This is a genomic window from Myroides odoratimimus (genome assembly GCF_001485415.1).
GTDB lineage: Bacteria > Bacteroidota > Bacteroidia > Flavobacteriales > Flavobacteriaceae > Flavobacterium > Flavobacterium odoratimimum.
In genome coordinates this window covers 30,948-54,147 of the sequence record NZ_BCMQ01000020.1, presented here as the reverse complement: position 1 = coordinate 54,147, position 23,200 = coordinate 30,948, and the positions used below count along the sequence as shown (strand labels likewise).

19 protein-coding genes are annotated in these 23,200 nt (G+C 33.1%); 12 read left to right on the top strand and 7 right to left on the bottom strand.

The window, feature by feature from the left end; translation table 11 throughout:
- Window positions 1-48 precede the first annotated feature (48 nt).
- The 3 genes from kynU (at window position 49) to MODO_RS14670 (ending at window position 4,184) form a co-directional block, all read left to right on the top strand.
- Window positions 49-1,326 carry a kynureninase gene (gene kynU, locus MODO_RS14680; RefSeq protein ID WP_006260566.1) on the top strand — a complete coding sequence of 426 codons (1,278 nt, stop codon included), beginning with the start codon at window positions 49-51 and terminating at the stop codon, window positions 1,324-1,326.
- A gap of 132 nt (window positions 1,327-1,458) precedes the next feature.
- Window positions 1,459-2,544 (top strand): agmatinase family protein, encoded by a 1,086-nt coding sequence (locus tag MODO_RS14675; RefSeq protein WP_006257215.1) that lies wholly within the window; start codon window positions 1,459-1,461, stop codon window positions 2,542-2,544.
- A gap of 305 nt (window positions 2,545-2,849) precedes the next feature.
- Window positions 2,850-4,184 carry an FAD-dependent oxidoreductase gene (locus MODO_RS14670; RefSeq protein ID WP_006260568.1) on the top strand — a complete coding sequence of 445 codons (1,335 nt, stop codon included), beginning with the start codon at window positions 2,850-2,852 and terminating at the stop codon, window positions 4,182-4,184.
- Window positions 4,185-4,228: 44 nt separating this feature from the next.
- Here the strand turns inward: MODO_RS14670 and MODO_RS14665 are convergent, their stop codons facing one another.
- The gene (locus MODO_RS14665) at window positions 4,229-5,761 is read right to left on the bottom strand and encodes a helicase HerA-like domain-containing protein (RefSeq protein WP_006260569.1); all 1,533 of its coding nucleotides are present in this window, start codon (window positions 5,759-5,761) and stop codon (window positions 4,229-4,231) included.
- A gap of 339 nt (window positions 5,762-6,100) precedes the next feature.
- On the opposite strand from MODO_RS14665, the gene MODO_RS14660 reads away from it, so the two are divergent.
- The 8 genes from MODO_RS14660 to MODO_RS14620 all read left to right on the top strand — a co-directional run bounded on the left by MODO_RS14660 (window position 6,101) and on the right by MODO_RS14620 (window position 13,261).
- Window positions 6,101-6,940: a MotA/TolQ/ExbB proton channel family protein gene (locus MODO_RS14660; RefSeq protein ID WP_006257212.1), complete on the top strand. Its 840-nt coding sequence runs from the start codon at window positions 6,101-6,103 to the stop codon at window positions 6,938-6,940.
- Window positions 6,941-7,021: 81 nt separating this feature from the next.
- Window positions 7,022-7,651, top strand: a complete 630-nt coding sequence (locus MODO_RS14655; RefSeq protein ID WP_006257211.1) for an ExbD/TolR family protein — start codon at window positions 7,022-7,024, stop codon at window positions 7,649-7,651.
- 18 nt (window positions 7,652-7,669) lie between these two features.
- Window positions 7,670-8,209, top strand: coding sequence for an ExbD/TolR family protein (locus MODO_RS14650; RefSeq protein WP_006257210.1), 540 nt, complete (start codon window positions 7,670-7,672; stop codon window positions 8,207-8,209).
- Between the two features lie 23 nt (window positions 8,210-8,232).
- Window positions 8,233-9,087: an energy transducer TonB gene (locus MODO_RS14645; RefSeq protein ID WP_006257209.1), complete on the top strand. Its 855-nt coding sequence runs from the start codon at window positions 8,233-8,235 to the stop codon at window positions 9,085-9,087.
- Window positions 9,088-9,421: 334 nt separating this feature from the next.
- A complete protein-coding gene (locus MODO_RS14635) occupies window positions 9,422-10,378 on the top strand; it encodes a PstS family phosphate ABC transporter substrate-binding protein (RefSeq protein ID WP_006260571.1) in 957 nt (318 codons plus the stop codon).
- Between the two features lie 34 nt (window positions 10,379-10,412).
- Window positions 10,413-12,068 (top strand): tetratricopeptide repeat protein, encoded by a 1,656-nt coding sequence (locus tag MODO_RS14630; RefSeq protein WP_006257207.1) that lies wholly within the window; start codon window positions 10,413-10,415, stop codon window positions 12,066-12,068.
- 116 nt (window positions 12,069-12,184) lie between these two features.
- A complete protein-coding gene (locus MODO_RS14625) occupies window positions 12,185-12,817 on the top strand; it encodes a 7-carboxy-7-deazaguanine synthase QueE (RefSeq protein WP_006257206.1) in 633 nt (210 codons plus the stop codon).
- A gap of 39 nt (window positions 12,818-12,856) precedes the next feature.
- Window positions 12,857-13,261 carry a DUF2059 domain-containing protein gene (locus MODO_RS14620; RefSeq protein ID WP_006257205.1) on the top strand — a complete coding sequence of 135 codons (405 nt, stop codon included), beginning with the start codon at window positions 12,857-12,859 and terminating at the stop codon, window positions 13,259-13,261.
- 47 nt (window positions 13,262-13,308) lie between these two features.
- Here MODO_RS14620 and MODO_RS14615 read toward each other — a convergent pair whose 3' ends face one another.
- A complete protein-coding gene (locus MODO_RS14615; RefSeq protein WP_006257204.1) occupies window positions 13,309-14,019 on the bottom strand; it encodes a class I SAM-dependent methyltransferase in 711 nt (236 codons plus the stop codon).
- Between the two features lie 63 nt (window positions 14,020-14,082).
- Between MODO_RS14615 and MODO_RS14610 the strand changes: the two genes are divergently transcribed.
- On the top strand, window positions 14,083-14,580 hold the full coding sequence (locus tag MODO_RS14610; protein ID WP_006257203.1) for a YkgJ family cysteine cluster protein: 498 nt from the start codon (window positions 14,083-14,085) through the stop codon (window positions 14,578-14,580).
- A 3-nt stretch (window positions 14,581-14,583) separates the two neighbouring features.
- Here the strand turns inward: MODO_RS14610 and MODO_RS14605 are convergent, their stop codons facing one another.
- From MODO_RS14605 to MODO_RS14585, 5 genes are all read right to left on the bottom strand, one after another.
- Window positions 14,584-14,790, bottom strand: a complete 207-nt coding sequence (locus tag MODO_RS14605) for a hypothetical protein (protein WP_006257202.1) — start codon at window positions 14,788-14,790, stop codon at window positions 14,584-14,586.
- Window positions 14,791-14,900: 110 nt separating this feature from the next.
- Window positions 14,901-15,662: a LytR/AlgR family response regulator transcription factor gene (locus MODO_RS14600; protein ID WP_006260572.1), complete on the bottom strand. Its 762-nt coding sequence runs from the start codon at window positions 15,660-15,662 to the stop codon at window positions 14,901-14,903.
- A gap of 137 nt (window positions 15,663-15,799) precedes the next feature.
- Entirely contained in the window at window positions 15,800-17,128 is a 1,329-nt protein-coding gene (locus MODO_RS14595) for a RagB/SusD family nutrient uptake outer membrane protein (protein ID WP_006260573.1), read from the bottom strand.
- 13 nt (window positions 17,129-17,141) lie between these two features.
- Window positions 17,142-20,501, bottom strand: a complete 3,360-nt coding sequence (locus tag MODO_RS14590) for a SusC/RagA family TonB-linked outer membrane protein (protein ID WP_006260574.1) — start codon at window positions 20,499-20,501, stop codon at window positions 17,142-17,144.
- A 33-nt stretch (window positions 20,502-20,534) separates the two neighbouring features.
- On the bottom strand, window positions 20,535-23,126 hold the full coding sequence (locus MODO_RS14585; protein ID WP_039328893.1) for a zinc-dependent metalloprotease: 2,592 nt from the start codon (window positions 23,124-23,126) through the stop codon (window positions 20,535-20,537).
- Between the last annotated feature and the right edge of the window lie 74 nt (window positions 23,127-23,200).

Below are 23,200 nucleotides of genomic sequence, written 5' to 3'. Positions count from 1 at the left end.
AAAGAACTAAATTTACAGTTAATACTTAATCAGAAATACTCCTATATAATGAGTTTTGAAAATACACTTGCTTATGCAAAGAGCTTAGATGAAAAAGATCCTTTAGCTAAGTACAGAGATGAGTTTAACTTTCCAGAGGTGAATGGAAAACAGGTTATATATTTTACAGGTAATTCGCTGGGACTACAACCCAAAAGAGCTGTAGAGTATGTCAATGAGGTTATGAATGATTGGGGGGCTTTAGCAGTAGAGGGGCATTTCTACGCAGAGAAACCTTGGTGGGATTACCACGAACGTTTAAGTGAACCATTGAGTAGAATAGTAGGAGCGAAGTCGTCAGAAATTACGGTGATGAATACATTGACTGTTAATCTTCACTTATTGATGACTACTTTTTATCGTCCTACTGCTAGTAAGTATAAGATTATATGTGAGGAAAAAGCATTTCCGAGTGATCAATATCTGATACAGTCTCAGGTAAGATTACATGGGCTAGATCCTAAAGAGGCTATTATAGAGTTAAAGAAAAGACCAGGAGAACATAACTTTAGACTAGAGGATATATTAGAAAAGATAGATGAAGTAGGAGAAGAGGTTGCTTTAGTGTTAATAGGAGGACTTAACTATTATACAGGTCAAGTGTTCGATATTCAAACTATCACAGCCCATGCGCATCAATATGGAGCTAAGGTAGGTTGGGATTTAGCTCATGCTGCTGGTAATATAGAGTTGAAGTTGCACGAGTGGAATGTAGATTTCGCTGCATGGTGTAGTTATAAATATATGAATGCTGGACCAGGTAGTGCATCAGGCTGTTTCATTCATGAACGTTACCATACAGATAAAGATTTAGTAAGATTAGCTGGATGGTGGGGACATAATAAAGAACGTCGTTTCTTAATGGAGAAAAAATTTGATGCAGTAGAGAGTGCACATGGATGGCAAATTAGTAATCCTTCTATTCTTAGCTTAGCTCCCTATTTAGCATCTATAGAGATGTTCGATGAAGTGGGTATGGAGGCTTTGATAACAAAACAAAGAAAGATTACTGCTTATCTTGAATTTGTAATGGAAGATGTAGCTAAAGCTGTTAATGCTAATTATGAGTTAATTACGCCTAAGGAAGAAAGTGAGAGAGGAAGCCAACTTTCTGTATTTCTTCATGGAAAAGGTAAAGATTTGTTTTCGTATTTAATGAATGAAGGAGTAATCGTAGACTGGAGAGAACCTAATGTAGTTAGGTTAGCACCAGTGCCATTTTATACTTCTTATGAAGATATATATCGTTTCGGAGAGATTCTAAAAAAGGCAGATAGTCTTTTTTAGATTATTAGTATGATAGATTACTGTATTCGTGTAGTAGAGAAAAATAAGGAATGAATAGTTATTTAATAGAATTTAATTTGCCTGATTTGTCTATCATTTAAATTAAATTACATTTGCAAAAAATAAAATACGATGTCAACTAAACAAAATAAGATAGATAATTTCGATCCATCTCAGCCAGGATTAGCAGATGCGACGATATATGGATTACCTTTTACAGCTGAGGAGAGTGAGATTATAGTGGTACCAGCACCATGGGAAGTAACAGTAAGTTACGGAGCAGGAGCATCAGAAGGACCAGAAGCTATATTAGAAGCCTCTTATCAAGTAGACTTATTACACCAACAATATCCTGATTTATGGAAGCTAGGTATCTATATAGATGAGGCTCCAGAACATTGGGCTGTAGAAAGTGCAAAATATAAAGAAATGGCTCAGCCAATCATTGAAGCACTTGAGAATGGTGAGAATATTGCAGACTTACCAGAATTACAAAAAGATTTAGATACAATTAATGCAGTATGTGATAAATTTCACAAAGAAGTAGAAGAGAAAGTATCTTACTGGATGGCAAAAGGAAAACGCGTAGTATTATTAGGAGGAGATCACAGTACTCCATTTGGATATTACAATGCTTTAGCAAAACATCACGATGCTTTTGGTATTTTACACTTTGATGCACATATGGATTTAAGAGATGCTTATGAAGGGTTTACTTACTCTCACGCATCTATTATGTTCAATACATTAAAATTACCTCAAGTAAAGACAATTGTGCAAGTAGGTATTCGTGATTTCTGTGAACAAGAAGTTGCAACAGTAGTAGAAGCAGATGGAAGAGTGTTGGTGCATACTGATGCAGATTTGAAGAAAGATGAATTTGAAGGAATGAGTTGGAAAGATAAATGTGATCAAATCATCGCTTCATTACCTGAGAAAGTAGCGATTAGTTTTGATATTGATGCTTTATTAGCTTGGTATTGTCCAAATACAGGAACACCAGTACCAGGAGGATTAACTTATGAGCAAGCAACTTATATGATTACTCGTTTATCAGAATCTAATAAGTTAATTATAGGAATGGATTTAGTAGAGGTAGCGCCAGGAGAAGATGATTGGGATGGAAATGTAGGGGCTAGATTATTGTTCCATATGTGTGGAGCATTTGCAAAATCACAAGGCTTAGCAGTAGGACAAAAAATAGAGTTTAAGAAATAAACAAAAATAAAGAGTCTCACGAGACTCTTTATTTTTTTATAGGTTTGTCACAAAAGAATATATTATACAAAGAAAGTATAGTAGCAGCAAATAGTAATATAGAGACTAAGATATGTTCTATATTAAATACGATGTAAAAGAGATACCACCCTGTTAAAAGAAGTATCACTAGGATCCAAATTAAATCTTTCATAGGGAATCTGTTAGTTGTGTTGTTGCTTAAATGTACAGAGAATATTAGAGTTAAAATATAAGTAATCAAAGGATATGTATTTTAATTTGTTAAAAATAAATTAGTTAGCGTAATGGTAAAAGATATCTCGATAGTTGGTAGTGGATTGGTTGGTGTAGTGTTGGCAATCAGCTTAAAAAAGAAAGGCTATACGGTTACAGTATACGATAAGAGTGAGGATATTCGAAATATAGACTTTAGAGGAAGATCTATTAATCTAGCTTTATCAGATAGAGGATGGAGGATATTAAAAGAATTGGGTATAGAAGATGAAGTAAGAGAACTTGGTATTCCCATGTCCGAAAGAGCAATTCATACAGAAGAGGGGGATATTAAATACCAGCCTTATAGTATAAAAGGAAACTCTATATGGGCAATATCCAGAGGAGGACTAAATAAGGAGTTGATTTCTATTGCAGAGAAAGAAGGTGTATTATTTAAGTTTGATACTCCGATATGGGATGTTAATTTGAAAAAAGGAATTCTATATACAGCAGAAAAAGAAAGTGATCAGTGGAATGAAATTAGAACGGATTTGATCTTTGGTGCTGATGGAGCGTATTCTAGGGTTAGAGCTAAAATGCAAAAACAAAGTAGATTTGAGTACCAACAATCATATCTACATTTAGGATATAAGGAACTTCGTATAGAAGCAATGCCTAATGGAGAACATCAGTTATCTAAGAACGCATTTCATATTTGGCCAAGAAAAGACTTTATGTTTATTGCTTTGGCGAATGTTGATGGTTCTTTTACTTGCACATTATTTATGCCTTATGATGGAGATGTGTCTTTTGAGACAATCAATTCAGATGCTGAAATAAATCAGTTTTTTACTACTTACTTTAAGGATGTAGATGCTTTGATACCAAATTATTTAGAACAATTTAAAGAGAACCCAGTGAATTCATTGGTAACAATGAAGTGTTATCCTTGGGTATCTGAAGATAAGGTCGCTCTTATCGGTGATGCCGCGCATGCAGTAGTGCCTTTTTATGGGCAAGGATTAAATGCTGGATTAGAAGATGTGTATGTTCTTAACCAAATAATAAGCCAAGGAGAAAATGATAGTTGGCTGGGTATCTTGAAAAAATATCAAGAAGAAAGAAAACCTAATGGAGATGCTATAGCAGAACTGTCTTATCGAAATTTTAAGGAGATGAGTGAAGATACAGCAGATGATATGTTCTTGTTACGTAAGAAAATTGAAGGCAAGTTTGCTGAGGTATACCCTGAGTTATGGTTGCCTTTATATGATAGAGTAACTTTTAGTACAGAAAGCTATGTTTCTGCTTTAGCAGAAGGAGATAGGCAAACTCATATAATGGATCAAGTGATGTTGATGGACAATATCGAAGATAAATGGGATAGTGATGAAGTAATGAATAAGATAAAGTCTCTTCTATAATATAAAGAAGAAGGGTATATACAATTGCATATACCCTTTTTTATTTATTTGCGTTTACCCTTAGAGTTTCCTCCAGATAATATTTTATTTAAGATACCAAAAGCGGCTCTTATAAAAGTAGCACTAGTTACAACTTTAATAATTCCTTTTGTAACATCACTATTTCCTTGTTGTGTTTTAGTAGTACTTGTTTTTGTTTCTTTTACTTTTTGCTCTTCTTGTTTTAGAGCCTCTAGTTTAGCAGTTAGTATCTCATAAGCACTTTCTCTATCAAAATACTCATTGTACTTTTTAGCAAGAGAAGATTTGGTTATGAGGTCATTTATTTCTTGATCAGATAAGATATCCATTCTACTCATAGGTGCACGCATAGTACATACTGCAAGTGGGGTGGGGATACCTTTTTCGTTTAGAGCAGTTACTAAAGCTTCTCCTGTTCCCATAGAAGTAATAATCTCATCCGTCTTATAATATTCTGTAGAAGGGAAGTTTTCTGCAGCAGTTTTTATTGCTTTGCGATCTTTTTCTGTGAATGCGCGTAGTGCATGTTGTATTTTTAGACCTAGTTGTGCTAGTACACCATTCGGAATATCAGTAGGATTCTGTGTGATAAAGTAAATTCCTATTCCTTTAGAACGAATTAACTTAACGATGGTTTCAATCTGATTTAATAGTGTTTTACTTGCTTCGTTAAATATTAAGTGCGCTTCATCTATGAAGATTACTAGTTCTGGTTGTCCACTATCCCCTTGTTCTGGCATCTGAGAATAGACTTGCGCCAGTAGGTTTAGCATAAAAGTAGAGAAAAGTTTAGGCTTATCTTGTATGTCTGTTAGACGAAGAATGTTTACATATCCATACCCATTCTCGTCAATACGCATTAAATCCTGTATATCAAAAGAAGGTTCTGCAAAGAATATATCTGCTCCTTGCTGTTCTAATTCTATTATCTTTCGAATAATAGCCCCAGTTGAAGCTGCAGAAATACGACCATATTCTGCTTCTATTTCTTCTTTTCCTTCGTTAGTTAAGTATTGAAGTGTCTTTTTAAAGTCTTTTAAATCAAGTAAAGGAAGTTGTTTGTCATCACAGTATTTAAACACAAGAGAGACGATACCAGACTGAGTTTCATTTAAATCTAGTATTCTACTGAATAAGATTGGACCAAATTCAGTTATGGTAGCTCTAAGTCTTACGCCATTTTGTTGCGAAATTGATAATAGCTCCACAGGGAATCCAGAAGGGGTAAAAGGCAAGTTCATCCTAGAATGTCTGTCTTTTATAAAGTCATTTTCTACACCACTCATCGCTATACCACTAAAGTCACCTTTAATGTCCATCATTAAAACAGGTATACCTTTAGCAGAAAGTTGTTCAGATAATACTTGTATTGTTTTGGTTTTACCAGTACCCGTTGCCCCCGCTATAAGTCCATGTCTATTAATGGTTTTGAGTGGAATATTGATAAAGTGATCGGCTAGAATCTCACCTTCTAATTTTGCTGCACCTATAGTAATATAATCTCCTTTAAAAGAATAGCCTTGTTGGAGATTAGTGCTGAAGTTTTCTTTATTCATAGTTGTCATTTTGTAAAAAACATCTTTAAACTTTAACAAAGATAATGTATTCGCAAAATAAATTATATATAAATTTGAAATGTTAAATTTGAAGGTAATGTAAAAAATGCTTTAGTTTATTTCATTTAGAGTTGTTATCTTTACCTTAGCTTAACATTTCCTTTTAATACGGGGTGTTAAATTTCCTCTGTGTTAAATCAAGAAAGAAAGAGTTGAAAAAAATCATTATAAATTTTTTTATTTGATCTAAAAACATAAATTTGCGACTCTCATTAGTTTTAAAAGAGAAAATAAGTAATAAGTAATAATTGAAAAAAAAAGAATTAAATTTTTAAAAAGATGACAAAAGTATCAAACGAATCAGTTGAGAAAAAAGGATCTAGTTCAGGAGCAAGCAGAGTAATTGCATCACTAGCAGTAGTATTTTGTATTGTATTTGGTTACATTATCTGGAAATTTGTAATGGGTAACCCAGCTAACTTTGAAAACGGTGATCCAGAAAACGGACATCCACTACCAGGAAACTTCATGGGAATGGTTTATAAAGGAGGAATTGTAGTAGCGGCGTTAATTGGATTATTAACAATGACTGTAGTTTTCTCAATAGAGAGATTCTTTGTAATTTCTAAAGCATCAGGAAAAGGTAACGTAGGTAAATTCGTACAAGACTTACAAGGAAACATCAATGCTGGAAGAATCAGCGAGGCTATGGATGCATGTGACGCTCAACAAGGGTCAGTAGCTAACGTAGTAAAGGCTGGATTAATCAAGTATGAAGAAATGAAAAAAGAAGGATTCAATAGCGAAGAAGCTACTGAAGCAATTCAAAAAGAAATCGAAGAGGCTACTACATTAGAGATGCCAATGTTAGAAAGAAACATGATCGTATTAGCTACATTAGTATCTATTGGTACGTTAGTAGGATTATTAGGTACAGTAACAGGGATGATTAAAGCGTTCTCAGCTTTAGCAACTTCTGGTACTCCTGACTCAGCAGCATTAGCAACAGGTATTTCTGAGGCGTTAGTATGTACTGCAACAGGTATTGGTACTTCTACATTAGCTATTGTTATGTATAACTCATTTACAACTAAAATTGATAGATTAACTTATTCAATTGACGAAGCAGGATTTGCTATTACTCAATCTTACAGAAGATTCAAAGGTTTAGTAAAGTAATTAGAATAAGTAAATAATAATAATACTAAGCCTGTGTAGACTTAGAATCAATACAGGTTTAGTTTATAAAAAACACTATCAATGGCAAAAGGTAAAATGAAAAAGAAAAGTATGAGAGTGGATATGACCGCAATGTGTGACGTGTCATTCCTACTTTTGACTTTCTTCGTATTGACTTCTACTGCTAAAATGCCAGAACCATTACCTGTGGATACTCCATCTTCAACAGTACAAACTAAATTACCAGAGGTTAATTTAGCTACAGTTACTATCGGAGGTGAAGAAGGATCAGAAAAGGTTTTCTTTGGGGTTTTAGGTAGAGAGGATCGTATCGCAACTCTTGAAAAAATGGGAGAGCGCTACAATATAGAATTTAATGATGAAGAGAAAAAGACTTTTTCATTCTTAGAAGGTGTTGGTACACCAATGCAAGATTTGAAAAGTTTCTTAAATCTTCCGCCAGATGTTAGAAATAAAGTTACTTCAAACCAACCTGGGATTCCTACAGATTCTGTAAATAACCAATTAAAGGATTGGGTTCAGACAGCTCGTGTTGTAGCTAAAGACTTGAACAATAAAGTTCTTGAAGTAGCGATCAAAGCAGATGCAACTGTAAACTATCCAAAAGTGAAAAGTGTTATGGATGTTATGCAGGAGCAACGTCTAAACAAATTCTACTTGGTGACAGGTCTAAGAAATGAGGATTTTTAATCATTAAACAAACTGTAAATGGCTGAATTAAATACAGGTGGAGGCGACAAGGATAAAAAAGTAAGAAGTAAAAAGCAGAATGCTGGAGTGGATTTAACTGCGATGGTGGATCTTGCTTTCTTATTGATTACTTTCTTTATGTTGACTACATCAATGAATAAACCGCAGTCGATGAACTTAGCTATGCCAGACAAGTCTGAAGAAGCAAAGAAAGAAGATAAAACGAAAGTAGATGAGAATCGTACGATGACTGTCTTAATCGGTGCGGATAATAAAATAAAATGGTATATGGGAATGCCTCATGAACCATTAGTGGGACCTACAGATAGTTCATACGGTCAAAACGGGATAAGAAAAGTAATTATGGAGAATACCAAAAAAGCTTTGGCTTATTCTCAAAATCCTGAAGATGGCTTAATTGTAATTATCAAAGCTAGTGAGAAATCAAATTATCGTAATCTAGTAGATATCTTAGACGAAATGGCAATTACAGGTACTAAAACTTATGCTATCGTTGATATCTCTGATAAGGATTTAGAGTTCTTAGGTGAGAAATAGTTAACGTCTAAATAATAAAAGAAATGTCAAAATTAAATATCTTTAAAAAAGATTGGATTGATATTGTTTTCGAAGGACGTAACAAATCTTACGGAGCTTATCAATTAAGATCAGAAAACCCAAAGGTTACTACAGTAGCTTTGTTTGCTGGTATGGCTCTTTTTGGAATAGCAATAGCTTCTCCAATGTTGATAGACATGGCAAAAGGTACTTTTGGAGTTAAAAATGTGGAGAAATACGATGTGCCTTTAGAAATTAAAGAGATCGATCTTCCACCGCCGGTAGAGGAATTACCTCCACCACCAGAAGATGTTCCACCACCACCTCCACCACCAGTAGAGGAAGTGAAGAACGTGAATGATACTAAAAAATTCGTTGAACCAGAAGTAGCGAAGAAAGAGGAAGTAACAGAAAAGTTAACTACTCAAGAAGATCTTAAGGATGCAGATCCTGGAGTGAAAGATGCTAAAGGGGATAAGGAAAAAGGAGAAATCAAAACGGGAGAAGGTACAGGTGAAGCTGATAAAGATAAAAAGCAAGAAGTATCTGGAGATGGAGACCCTAATAAGGTATTCGTAGCAGTACAAGTTAGAGCAGAATATCCTGGTGGTATGGCAGCTTTCAACAAGCAATTTATCAGTAGATTCAGAACACCAGATATCGACTCAGGAGTGAAGAGAATCCAGGTTATCGTTCAGTTTATTGTTGAGATAGATGGTTCATTAACAGATATTAAAGTTGCTCGTGACCCAGGTTACGGTGCTGGTAAAGAAGCAGTACGTGTACTTAAATCTATGCCAAAATGGAAACCTGCTATTCAAAACAATAGAAGTGTTAGATCACAATTTACATTACCAATTACTATCCAAGTACAATAGGTATGTTTAAAAATAAATTTCAACAGAAATCGCTAGTACAGCGATTTCTGTTTGTTTTCGGACTATGCTTCTTTTTACTTTATTTAGGATTAGGTTGCATGTTTTTGTTTTGGGATAATATGCCTATAGCCCTTGAATACACACATAGAATGCTTTTTGGAGGACTATTAATTGTGTATGGAGTATTTAGATTTATAAGACTTTGGAATCAAGAATGATTCTTAAAATATGAAGCCGCTTTTAGCGGCTTTCTTTTTTGTTCAAATCTTAACAATGGAAGTTATTTGTTTTTTCTATCTTTATGGAATAAGATTTTTTAGATACTACTTATTAAATGATAAAAAGAAGTTTTAGAGTTTTAAGCTATGTTTTGGCTTTTACTGCATTTTCAGTTGTTTTCATACAGTGTAAAAAGAAAGAAGTACAATCTACTCAAAGTAATGTTGAGATAGATTATAAAGCATTAGATGAAACACCAGTTTCTGGTTATACACGTATTCTTGTTGATGAATCAGTTTATCCAATAGCGAATGAAGTGAATGAAATATTTATGTATGAGTATAACAGAGTAAAGGTTGATTTGGTTAGAAAATCAGAAGGTGAAGTATTGAATATGCTAATGAATGATTCTATTCGTGTAGCTGTATTACCTCGTAAACTTACAGATAAAGAAGTTGAACACTTTAAAGGTAGAGTAAAACCTAAGATGACTCATTTTGCAACAGATGCAATAGTTTTTGTAACAAGTAAGGTTTTTAATGACAGTATTATTGATTATGAGCAGGTGTTAAGTAATTTGCAAAAACCTAATTCTGAACAAAGAGGTAATCATATACTTGTATTTGATAATGTTAACTCTAGTATAGTTTCAACTTTCAAAGAAAAGGCTAATGTAAAAGAGTTCGCGAAGGACTATGCATACTTTGGTGGTGATACTGAAAGTGTGATTGATTATGTTAGTAAGAATTCTGATGCGATAGGTGTTATTGGATTGAATTGGCTTACTCAGCCAACTGTAGAATTAGAAGAGAAACTAGCTCAATTAAAAGTACTATCAGTTAAGAATGTTAAGGATGGTAAGTATTATAAGCCATCACAAAATAATATCGCGGAAGGTACCTATCCATTAATTAGGGATCTTTATGTGGTAGATATTCAAGGGAAGTCTGGTTTGGGTGTTGGATATGCTTCTTATATCGCTGGATATAAAGGACAGAGAATTGTTTTAAAATCAAATCTAGTACCATTTAAAGTTCCTCCTAGAGAATTAAACGTGAGAAAGGAAATATAAGAAAAATCGTTAAATCAAATTATATATCTAGATTATGAATAAAAGAAATCTAAAATCATTACTTGCAATAGCTCTAATTAGTGCGACTAGCTTTGCTCAAGACTTAGAAACAGCAAAGAAGGCTATTCAGGATGAACAATATGATAAAGCAAAGGCTATTTTAAAGTCTTTAGTTGAAAGTAAACCTAATGATGGTAAGAACTACTATTATCTAGGGGATGTGTTCTTACTAGAAGATGAAGTAGAATCTGCTCGCTCTTATTTTGAGAAGGGTATAGCAATTAAGAGTAAAGGTTTTCTTAATTACATTGGATTAGGACAGTTAGCCTTGGAAGAAAACAATGTATCCTTAGCGAAGGAGAATTTTGATAAAGCTTTAAGTAGTATTCGAAAAAAGGATTATGATGAAAAGTTATTAGTTGCTTCAGCTTATATTTCTTCAGAGAATAAATTACCAAAAGAAGCGATAGCAATAGCTCAAGATGTTATTAATGCTGATTATACTAATGCAAATGCTTACAATATCTTAGGTAAGGCTTATTTGGCTGAAAATAATTTTAATGAGGCTTTTTCTGCATTTAGAAACGCGATATCTTATGATGAGTCACTGCTAGATGCTAAATTACAATTGGCTATCATCACTAAAAGAGGTCGTGGTTTTGCTGAGGCTATAAAAGCATGTGAAGAGATTTTAGCTGTTAATCCAAAGTATGCTCCTGCATTAAGAGAAATTGCTGATAGTTACTATTTATGGTCTGTTCAGGATAGTTCTAAAAAAGAGGAAAATATGGTTAAAGCTGAAGAGTATTTTCAAAAGTATATCAGTGCATCAGATAACTCTCTTGAGGCAAGAATGAAGTATGCTGATTTTCTTTTGGTAACAGGAGAGTACACAAAATTAGAAAGCTTAGCTAATTCTCTTAAGAATGAAGAAGGAGTGAATAATCGTATTTTTAGATACTTAGGTTATGCTGGATACCATAATGCTAATTATGCTGTAGCTGTAGAAGGTTTAGAAAAGTATATTTCAAAAGCGAAAAAAACTATTGGTAGAGATCATCTATATTTAGGTGTTAGTTACTTGAATATCGCTAAGGAGAACAATGGATATTATGCTAAAGGCATAGAAAGTTTAAAACAAGCTATCAAAGTAGATCCAGAAGTAGCAGAAGAATTCCATGCATTAGGCCTAGAATTATTCAGAAAGAATAACCTAAAAGAAGCTATTGATGTATTTGTGATTTCAGGAGGTATTAAAGGACAAAGTAACTATGTGTACGATAATTATTACGCAGGATATTGTTATTATGTATTAGGAAGAGATGATGAGAGTGGGAATAATGAACAATCTTTGAAAGAAGCTGATAAATATTTTGCAATAGCTATTGAAGGTGATGTAAAGTTAGCTGAAGCTTATTTCTTTAAAGCTAGAACTAACCGTCTTATTAAAGGCGATGAGGCTTATAAAAAAGTATATGAAGCGTATTCTGGCTTTATAAAACAGCTTACAGAAGCAGGTGATTTAGATAAAGCCGATAATAAAGACAGAGTAATAGAAGCATATACTTCATTAGCAACTTATCATGCAAATCAAGAAGAGAATACAGAATCTATTAAGTTCTTTAATAAAGTATTAGAGTTAGATCCTCAAAATGAGTTTGCAAAAAACACTATTAAAGCATTACAATAATTAGAATATTAAATATCAAGAAAACTCAATTGTTATTTTACAGTTGAGTTTTTTTTGTTATTGCTTATTAGAATGTTATTATCGTTTATCTTTGCTGTCTTAATGTAAAAAGTAAAATGACGAAAGATTACGATAAAGAAGCATTAGATGAAGGGAGAATATTACCTCTAATGGAAGAGTTTTATACTATTCAAGGTGAAGGATTTTATTCTGGTCATGCAGCGTATTTTATTAGATTAGGTGGGTGTGATGTTGGATGTCATTGGTGTGATGTAAAAGAGAGTTGGGACGCTGAATTACATCCTTTAACTGATGTTCAACAGATAGTGTCACGTGCTGGTAAAGAAGCTAATTTAGCTGTTATAACAGGAGGAGAGCCTTTGATGTATAACTTAGATGTAATTACAGCCGAATTAAAGAAAGCGGGTCTACAAACGAATATTGAAACGTCTGGTGCTTATGATTTAACAGGTGATTTTGATTGGATATGTTTATCTCCTAAAAAGAATAAATTACCAACTCAAAGTGTGTATGACGCAGCAAATGAATTAAAAGTAGTGATATACAATAAGCATGACTTCATTTTTGCAGAAGAGCAAGCAGCAAGAGTTAATAAAGATGCACTGTTGTTATTACAAGTGGAGTGGAGTAAACGCGCTGAGATGAATCCTCTTATTGTTGATTATGTAAAGAAAAACCCTAAGTGGAAAATTTCTGTTCAAACACATAAATATTTGGATATTCCTTAAATAGCTTTAAATTTACAAGAAGGTTTAAAAATAAAAACTATGAGAAAAATAATACTTGCTTTTGCAATGGTATTAGTAGCTCAGTTTTCTTTTGCACAAGATGCATTTAAAGCTGATACTAAAAAGTATATGGATTTGAGCGGACAATTAAAGACGTTTGAATTGTTAACTAAAGAATTGTCATTAAATGTAGAGGAAACTAAACGTGCAGATTTTGAAAAAGAATTAAAAGCAAGCATGGTTGTTTTAGTAGATAAGATGGCAGAGATGTATATGACAGAATTTAGTCATGAGGATGTTAAGCAACTTATACAGTTTTATGAGTCTCCAGTAGGTAAAAAACTTAGTGATAAGAGTGAAGTGCTTTTTGAAAAAGGTCAAAAAGTTGGTGAGGAGTGGGCAGTAGGACTACAAGGTATTATGATGAAGTATATGCAAGAATAATAAAAAAAGCTCTGTGTGAAAACATAGAGCTTTTTTTATTGTTCGATTTATTGAATACTTAGTCTTGCTAGATAATCATAGTTATCACCTTCTGTAATAAGTTCGCATTCTAGTCCATTGCTATGAGCAGCGTTTTGGAGTGTGTTATAATCAAGATAAAGCCATTCAAGGGGATCATCAATTTCTCCTTTGTATTCAACAGTAAAGGTTAATTCTCCATAATAATCTTTATTTTCCATTGGTATCCATTTACCTCCATCTTCGTCTTCATCAAACATATAGATTAAATCAGAACTATCAATTAGTATTTGCCCACCAGGGTTTAATAAAGATTTTAAATGCTGTAGATACTTAGTTGTATTTATTAATCTTCCGAAGATACCTGTACCGTTCATTAATAGTAGAATGGTATCGAATTTTTCGTTTGTTAAATCTAGTAAATTTTGAACTGATGTATTTTTGATTCCTCTTAGTTTACAAGCTTCTATAGAGTTAGGAGAAATATCTATAGCTTTTACATCAGCTCCTTTTTCTTGTAGATAAAAAGAGTGAGTACCAGCCCCACATCCTACGTCAAGTATTCTTCCTTTAGCTAGGTTAAGAGCCTTCTGTTCGATCTTTGGCATCTCTTTATAACTTCTAAATAGATAAGCAATATCCATTTCTTCTGCTTCAGAGATATCTGTTTCGGTGATTACATTCTGTGGATGATTATTTGTCTGAAAATCTAAAATAGCTTTTCCTAAAAGGTCTTTCATTATTTAATCTTTCTTTTAAAATTAAAGTAGAGTTGTTGTAATTTTGTATCCAAAAGAATACAAATGGATAAAACACTTTCACAACTTCCCAAGTTGGCCAAAGATAAGCATAATGAAAATAAAAAGTATTTTGATAAACTAAAAAAGAAAGCACCTAAAGATTTAGATTATCAAATGCAAGAAATACATGACAATGTGTTTAAGAAAACAGATTGTTTGAGTTGTGCTAATTGTTGTAAAACAACTGGACCTCTTTTTACGAATGCGGATATAGAACGTATCGCTAAGCATTTAAAAATGAAACCTCAGCAATTTATAGATAAATACCTATATATCGATGAGGATCGTGATTATGTCTTACAGAGTCTCCCTTGTACATTTTTAGATAATGAAAATTACTGTATGATATATGAAGTTCGACCTAAAGCATGTCGTGAATATCCTCACACAGATAGAAAGAAGTTTAATCAGATATCTAATCTTACACTTAAAAATGTAGCGATATGTCCTGCTGCTTATGAAGTAGTAGAGGAGATGAAGAGACGAATTATATTAAAATAAGTATTAGATGAAGAAGTGCTCTTCTTCTAATGCTTTCAAGTTTTCTTCTGTGATGTCTTCTACTTGTTCAGTAAAATACTCTAGAAGTTCTAAGATTTTGTTTTTTAGTTTTTCAAAAAAAGCTACAGCATTTTCTAAATAACCTTTTATAGCGTTAAACATATCTAATATCGTATCAACAAAGTTGATTAAGCGCTCACCTAAATCCATATTTTTTTAGTTTATGTTATTGTGTTATCTCAAATATAACAATTATAAGTACTGAGTTATCTTAAAAGTATTAGAAAATTTAGCCTTTATAATAATGAGTGTATGAATAATTAACTCAACCAAGTTTTAAGATCTAGTATTTGGTTTTTACTTACTAAAATAGGAGACTCATCTTCAGGGTTTGGAGTAATCTTAAGTTCTATTTTTTGACTATTATGTTTAATAATATCAGCTACTGATTTTATATTAATGATATACTTTCTATTTATTTTGAAGAAGGTTTTACTATCTAGTTTACTAATAATATCTTTTATTGTATCATCATAGATGTATGAATTGTTATCAAAAGTATACAGGAATAAATGTTTACCAGAAGCAACAAAGTACGCTATTTGATCTTTTTCTATAGACTTTAGTTTATGTCCATTATTTACTAGAAAACGTTCTTTGATTGAAGAATCATTCCCATTTTCTATTTTAGCTAAACTATCTAATGTTGGAGCAATCTCAAATTGTTTACTAATCTCTTTAAACTTAATTAGAGCATCATCTAATTCTTCACTAGTAAATGGTTTCAGTATGTAGTCAATCGTGAACTGCTTAAACACTTGTATAGCATAAGAATCATAAGCAGTAATAAAGATAATAGGTGTTTTTATCTCTATATGTTCGAATATTTCTAAACTCTTTCCATCACCTAAATGGATATCCATGAAAATCAAATCAACTTTATTTGCTAAAAAGAAGGCAGTAGCTTCCTTTACAGATGATAAGATAACTATATCATCTATAGAAAGGTGCTCTTGTTTTAAAAGCAAAGAATGTAAGTAATTTGAAGCTAAGCTTTCGTCTTCTACTATAGCAATTTTCATGTGGTGATAAATTTGTACAAAAGTATAAAATATAATTTATACTTAGCAAGTAGAGCTTTAGGCTATAAGAACGGATGGAGGATATTAAAAAAGCCACTCATATCGAGTGGCTTTTTTGGTTATGAGTCTGGCGAAGACTATAGATTTGGGTTGTTTTCTCTTGCTTCTAATGGGAAAGGCAACGTATATCTCAAATCATTTTCAGTTAAAATAAACGTGTCTTCTCCAAATTTATGAATGATTTGCTTTTGATGTAAACGTCTTAAGTCAAACCATCTGTGACCTTCTAAAGCGAACTCTTTATTTCTTTCTTCAAGTATAAAAGAGATAAAGCCTTTTTGATCTAAACCAGAAAGTTGCTGTATTACCTTTGCAGCAGCTTCTGGCTTATATCTACTAACTATCAATTTCTCAATTGCGCTTTTCGCTTCAGATAATCTATTTAAATGACCTAATGCTTCAGCTTTAATCATATATAATTCAGCAGTACGGAATGAAGCTTTCATTTCAGCTGTCCCCGTTTTTTTGCTAATGTAAGATCCTTTTGCAAGTTCGAAAGAAGCATTAAAGCGAAGATCATTTTCTCTATCAAAAAGATTGTAAAGCTCATCAGAAAGTAATGCTGTAGGCTTTAATTCAGAATCAAGGCCTTCTTCTAAAGCTAATATTGATTCTACTGATTTAAAACTAGCAACAGACGTTTTAGGATCTTTATTTAAGTCCTCTAATGTACTTTTGTATTGTAAAGCTTTATCTACACTTATAAGAGCTGCTTCGTATTCTTTTTGATATAGATTTACTTTTGCTTCTAAAGCGTATATTGCGGCTACTGTGAAACGATAATTTTGCCCTGCTTCATAAATAGTTACTTTTAGATGCTTTTTAGCATTGTCAATATCTGAATGAATCTGAGCATAAACTTCTGCCATAGTCGATTTCTTTTTGCGCTCTTCAATATCATGTTCAAGATATATTACGATTGCCAAATCCGTTGAAGCAGTAGCTTTGTTATATGGTTTTGCATATAAATTTACAAGGTCAAAATATGCTAAAGCTCTTAACCCGTAAGCTTCTCCTAACAACTGTTCTTTTTGATCTCCAGCTTGCATGGTATTTACTCCATTATTAATCAAATCATTTGTATAGAAGATTGATTTATAAAACTGTGAGTAACCAAAGCTCTTAGTTTGTTTATGAGGATTAACATCTTGGAATGAGTAGATGTCTTTTACAGAAATAAAGTTTGTTGATCCCTCATCCATAACTATCCTTACTTCATCAGTACGGAAATTACTAGTTGATTTATGTTTAGGATAGTTGAAGTATGCTGTAGTCATCAGCTTTCTGTAATCCTCAGTTGTCTTAGGTATGATTTTTCCTTCTGGTTCTATATCTAAAAAGCTATCACAACTAACAGTTGTTAACCCAAAGAATAAACTACTAAGTATTAATATTAATTTTTTCATGATTAGTCTGTTTTTAGAAAGTAACGTTTAACCCTAAAGTGAACGACTTTTGAATAGGTTGAGTATAAATATTACCATAAGTCTCTGGATCGAAATAGCCATTGTAATTCGTTCCAAATACAAATAAGTTACGTCCTTCAACTGTAAAACGTACATTGTCTATTCTCATCTTTTTTAATAGATCCTTTGGTAGAGTATATCCTAAACGAATACTACTGATTCGGATATAACTAATTTCTTTAGTCCAAATGTCTAAATGTTTATATGAACTTCCATGATCACCTCCATCAAACCATTTTGCTAACATCCAGTTGTCATTATCTGTGTAGTTCCCATTATAATCATTTCCAATAATTCCAGGTAATGTTGCATTAGGGTTATTAGGGGTCCAGGTATTTAATAGATCAGTAGTATAATTTCTTCCTGGGTCTACTTTAGCCATATTGTATGAAGGTGTTGCTTGCACAGTTTGTTTTAAGTTAAAGGCAGCAGACACTGTTAGATCAAAATTTTTGATTCTTACTGTGTTGATAAGACCTCCAGTAAATTTAGGATCTCTATCACCAGCATAAGTGAATAAGTCTCTATATTCTTCATTTGTTAAACTTGATTGAACCATATAACCTGGCATAAAGTCAGCCATAGGGTCACTTAATTTAAAGAACTCAGTTCCGCTTACTTTAGCACCATCTTTCCAGAATAATAAGTTCCCTTTATCATCAAAACCAGCTGTTTTAATAACGAAAGCAGAGTTAACAGGTAATCCTTCTCTTGATGGTAACGTTTCAGTATCGAATACTTGTATTTTGTCTACTTTACTCTTGTTACGAGCGAAGTTGAATGTAGTTGTCCAAGAGAAGTCTGGTGTAGAGATATTTCTAGTTGTAATAGCAATCTCATATCCTTTATTTGTTACTTGAGCCCAGTTCATATTTGTCCACTCAAATCCAGTCTCTAAAGGAAGTGCTCTTAAACCGATTAAGTCTGTACTTTTTCTGTTATAAGCATCTACAGCTATCGATATTCTATTGTTGAATAACCCTAAATCAAAACCAAAGTTTGTATTCGTTGTTTTCTCCCAACGCAATGTTCCATTTGGAGCTGAACTAATTTGAATTGTGCTTTCTGGATAACCAGGTAAGATAGTAGATGTACTATAGTCTCCAATTAAGAAAGGAGAAGTAGTTCTATCAATATTACCTTGTAGTCCATATGATGCACGTAAGCGAAGATTACTTATAAAATCTAAGTTTTCCATAAACTTCTCTCTAGTTACATCCCAAGATCCAGATACAGCCCATAGTGGAACATATCTATATTTAGGGTCAACACCGAATAAGTTAGATCCATCAGCACGTACACTTCCGAATACTGTATATTTTCTATTGAAGGTATAAGAAGCAGTAGCAAAGAAAGAAGCATATGCATTTTCATTTCTTGTTTTTTTGTACGTTTCATATAACTTTTGTGTAGCATCAACGTTTCCTTCTGGGAAGATAATAGGTTTAGTGGTTAGGGTATGAGCATCATATCCAAATCCTTTAGATCTAATAATTGTATTATCTGTTTTTCTGATTTCCATACCAGCCATTACATCTACTTCATGCATATCGTTGAAGATTGCATTATAAGTAGCCTGTGTTTTCCAGTTGTATTGGAAACTATCATCATTAAAGTTCTCTATAATACCTCCATCAGGTAAGAAGTATTTAAATTCCTTAGCATTACTATCCCAATACCTAGTTCCTTCTCTGAATTTACGCGTAGAGTATGTTTCTTTACCTAAATATTTTTCAGTATCGTTTTTATCTAATTGAAGACCTAATTGAGATGTTAATTTTAAGTCATTTAATATTTGATACTCTAAATCAAATACTGCTTTAAATGATTTATTTATTAATTCATAACTTGTATTTGCTCTTTCTTCTGCAAAGTTAAAAGGTACATATCTATCACTGAACCCACTGATATCTTTATCATACATATAACTTCCATCTTCGTTATATGGAGATAAGTATGGATTAGCATTTCTAGAATAATTTACAGGATTGATACTTGAATCAATATCTGTTACGAAGTTTTTCTTTTTAGATTGTGTACCGAATAAACCAATACCAACTTTAAGTTTATCACTTACTTGGTAATTGTTTTTTAAAGTAATATTATAACGTTCAAAACCAGTACCTATAGTTGTCCCTTCTTCGTTAAAGTATCCAAGAGAAAAGTAATAATCAGACACATCATTACCACCAGATAAGCTTAAACCATACTGTTGGTTGAATGTAGGGCGAAATACTTCTTTTCCCCAGTCTGTGTTAGTTTTTCTAAGATTATTTATAGAAGCTTGAGTAGCTGATGATAATGCATCAAAGCCACCATTTCTATACATATCTAATTCATTGCTTCCATTCAAGATACGCATTACTTCACCTTGATTAGATCGATCGTTATAGATATCAGATCTACCTGCTAACATTAATTCAAAGTCAACTTTTTGATCTGAGTTCATTAAGTTCAATTTCTTGAAATCAGGTCTCTCATTCACAAAGGTATTAGCAGTGAAGTTTACTTTCATCTCACCTTTTTTACCTTTTTTAGTAGTGATTAAGATTACTCCATTAGCAGCTCTAGCACCATAGATAGCAGTAGCAGAAGCATCTTTTAGAATCGTAATGTCTTGTATATCGTCTGGGTTTAATCCTGCAATAGAGAAGTTTTGTAGCTGATCGATATTATCTTTATCATTAAAGTTAGGTACGTCATTACCTTCTAGTGGCATACCATCTAGTACCCATAATGGATCTTGTGGTCCATTTAATGAAGCCGTACCACGTATTCTAATCTTAGCAGGAGCTCCAGGAGACCCTGTTTGATTTACTACTGACATACCAGCTACTTGTCCAGCTAACATCTGATCCACACTAGCTACACCATTTTGGTTGATTTCAGCCATACTCACTTGAGCCACTGATGATGTAAGTTTTCTTTTTTCGATTGTTTGGTATCCTGTGATAACCACTTCGTTTAAAATATCAGGATCAGCACCTAAAGTCACTACATAATGACCTTTAGTATTTAAAGTGATTAATTTAGATTCATATCCGATAAAACTGATACGAATGCTTTTAGTATCCTGTGGTACTTCTAAGGTAAAGTTACCATCAAAATCAGTCATAGTACCAATACTAGTACTTTCTACGATACCTGCTTGTGATGTAGCATTAGACACTGTCTGTGTCTCTACAATTACTGAGGCACCAGGTAATCCTAGCTTGTCCACGCTATCTTGGACAAGACCAGTGATCACTCTTTTCTCTTGCGCGAAGGCAAGAGAAATAGTAAGGAGTGAGAAAAGGAGAAAAAGTTTTTTCATGTTTCCTTTAATAAAATTGGGGTTAGTTTATTTCTATAGATTTAAAGCTTCGTTTATTCTATTGATTAGATCAGCATAGTGTGCACGAGTAGCTTTATCTCCGTTATTTTTCTTTTTATTCAGAATGTTTTTGATGTTCATTAATTCACTTTTCTTGTAAGAAGTAACTTCTGATACTCGCTTCATTACAGTGTAATTAATGTTTCTCAACTTGTTATCCTCTTCTACATGATTACATAGAGTAGGGAACTGAAGAGAGTGCGCAGTTAGTAAACCTTTTTTACTAGTCTTTTCGAATAGCTTGTTTACATCTATGATTAGAGCATCCACATAGTTCTTTTGAGTCATACGCTCTAGGATAGATAAACTCTTTCCTTTTTTTGTGGGTGCAAAAATCTCACTATTAAGCATTGAAAACAAATCATTTATCGTAAAGTTTTTCTCTTTACCTAATTCTACTTGTTGTACTTCATTTTCTAATAGGCGCAATAAACGCTCATCCATTAGGGTGTAGTACAGAGTAGAATATTGTAGTTCTCTAGCTAACGAATATGGTGAGTATTCGAATGGACCTACAGGAGAGTCTTTTAAGCTATATGTGTTTTCTACTACTTCATTAAAGAACAACCATGTTGGAATCTGTAAAGCATTTTTAGCCAAATACTCTACTGCTCTTTTTTGTTTCTCGTAAGGGACAGGCTCGTATGCTTTTTTGTTGTTTCCGTATACTGCATGGTTTAAATAAACCCCTCCGATATTGTTTAACACATGTTGATTATACATTTGCCATTGTCCTATAGCTCCCATGTATAATTTACCAGCTTCATAGTAATCCTCTCCTTCTTCGTATGTCCAAGGAATAATATTATCTACTACTATTTTTAAATTCTTTAATCCGTATTCACTAGCTTTCATAGCATCATCTCCTAGATCTTCTGATTGAGAACGAGGATCTACGATGTTTAGTGAACTTTGTTGCTCTCCATAGAAATACATAGGATCATCCTGATGATCTTCTATCATTTTGCGAAGTGCAGTTTTTTCTTCTTCTTGATTTGGATACCAACGGTAACCCCACTCGATAGCATATTTGTCATATAGACCGATCTGCGGAGTGATAGCAGTTACACCATCCTCTGGTTGTGCTACATAGTTATAACGAGCATAATCCATAATAGATGGAGCAGTACCTCCCATTTTATCAGTGAATTCTTTTGAACGTAGAGAATCCACAGGGAATGCATAAGAAGAACCCATATTGTGTTTTAGACCAAAAGTGTGTCCAACCTCATGAGATGATACGAAGCGTATAGCTTCTCCCATATGTTCATCAGTGAACTTATTTGCTCTAGCCTTAGGATCAATAGGACCTGTCTGTATACGCATCCAGCTATGTACAGAAGTCATTACATTATGCCACCAGATGATATCAGATTCGATAATCTCTCCACTACGAGGATCTATTACAGATGGTCCCATGGCATTAGATTTAGGAGATGCAGCATACGTTATTACAGAATAGCGTACATCATCGATATCAAAATCTTTATCTTCTTCAGTAGGTTCTTTAGCAATAATTGCATTCTTAAAACCAGCTTTTTCGAATGCTACTTGCCAATCGTGTACCCCTGCTATAATTTTAGCTCTCCATTGGGGTGGAGTAGCAGGGTCTATATAGTATACGATTGGTTTTTTAGGCTCTACTAGTTCACCTCTTAAATATTTTTCTACATCTTCTTCTTTTGGTTCCATGCGCCACTTCGTGATGAACTCTTGTTCTTTCATTTTGTGTTGCGCATCACTGAAGAACCAATGTTTCTCTGTGAAGTAACCTACTCTTTTATCAGCTATACGTGGTTGCATCGGTTTCTCTGATAGTAATACGATATTACTCGTTACTCCTAAAGATACAGGTAAGTCTCCAGAACCTTCATTAACACTTGTTGTTAATAGGGATTTAACTACGATATTCTCAGGGAATGTCTTTACTCCCTCTATATAAGATAAGTTTGTTTTAATAGACGTAGGAAGACCTAGTCCATTTAATACATCATTAAAACTTTTTTGATTTCCGTCAAAAACTTTATTTACTTTAATTACAGTAGCTGTAGAGTCTGGACTTTGAGCTTCAATGTCGAATACTTCTAGTACTGATTCTATAAAGTTTGTTTTTACTGATTTAGTAATTGCATCATCAGCTGGAGAAGAAACTCTTGGGGTGATTGTTTTAACCCATACTTTTTTTGCAATGGTATCTTTGTGAAACGTAATCAGTTTATTCTCATAGTTCATACCAGTATTTGCACCAGCATCATTCACTTCTAAAGGAACCTGAGATAATTTATTAACAATTAAAAATTGACGGTTTAGTAAGCTGTCTGGGATTTCAAAATAGATATCAGTTTTTACCTGAATCGTATTAAACATCCCTTTAGTATAGACTCCCTTTTTGATTAGGTCAGCATAGTTATTTTTTTTACTATCTGTTGAGTCTTTTTCTGTGGTTACTGTTTTTTCAGTTTTTGGGGTGTTCTTTTTCTTAGCAGCATAGGCTGGTGGTACCTGTGCCAGGCAGTAAGAAAATATTAAAGCACTGATACTTAGTTTAACCGTGTTTTTATCCATTGTTATGTTAAGTTATTATTAAGTCACTATAAAACTAACTGACTTACCTCTATGCTTAAAATTTTTGGGAGTGA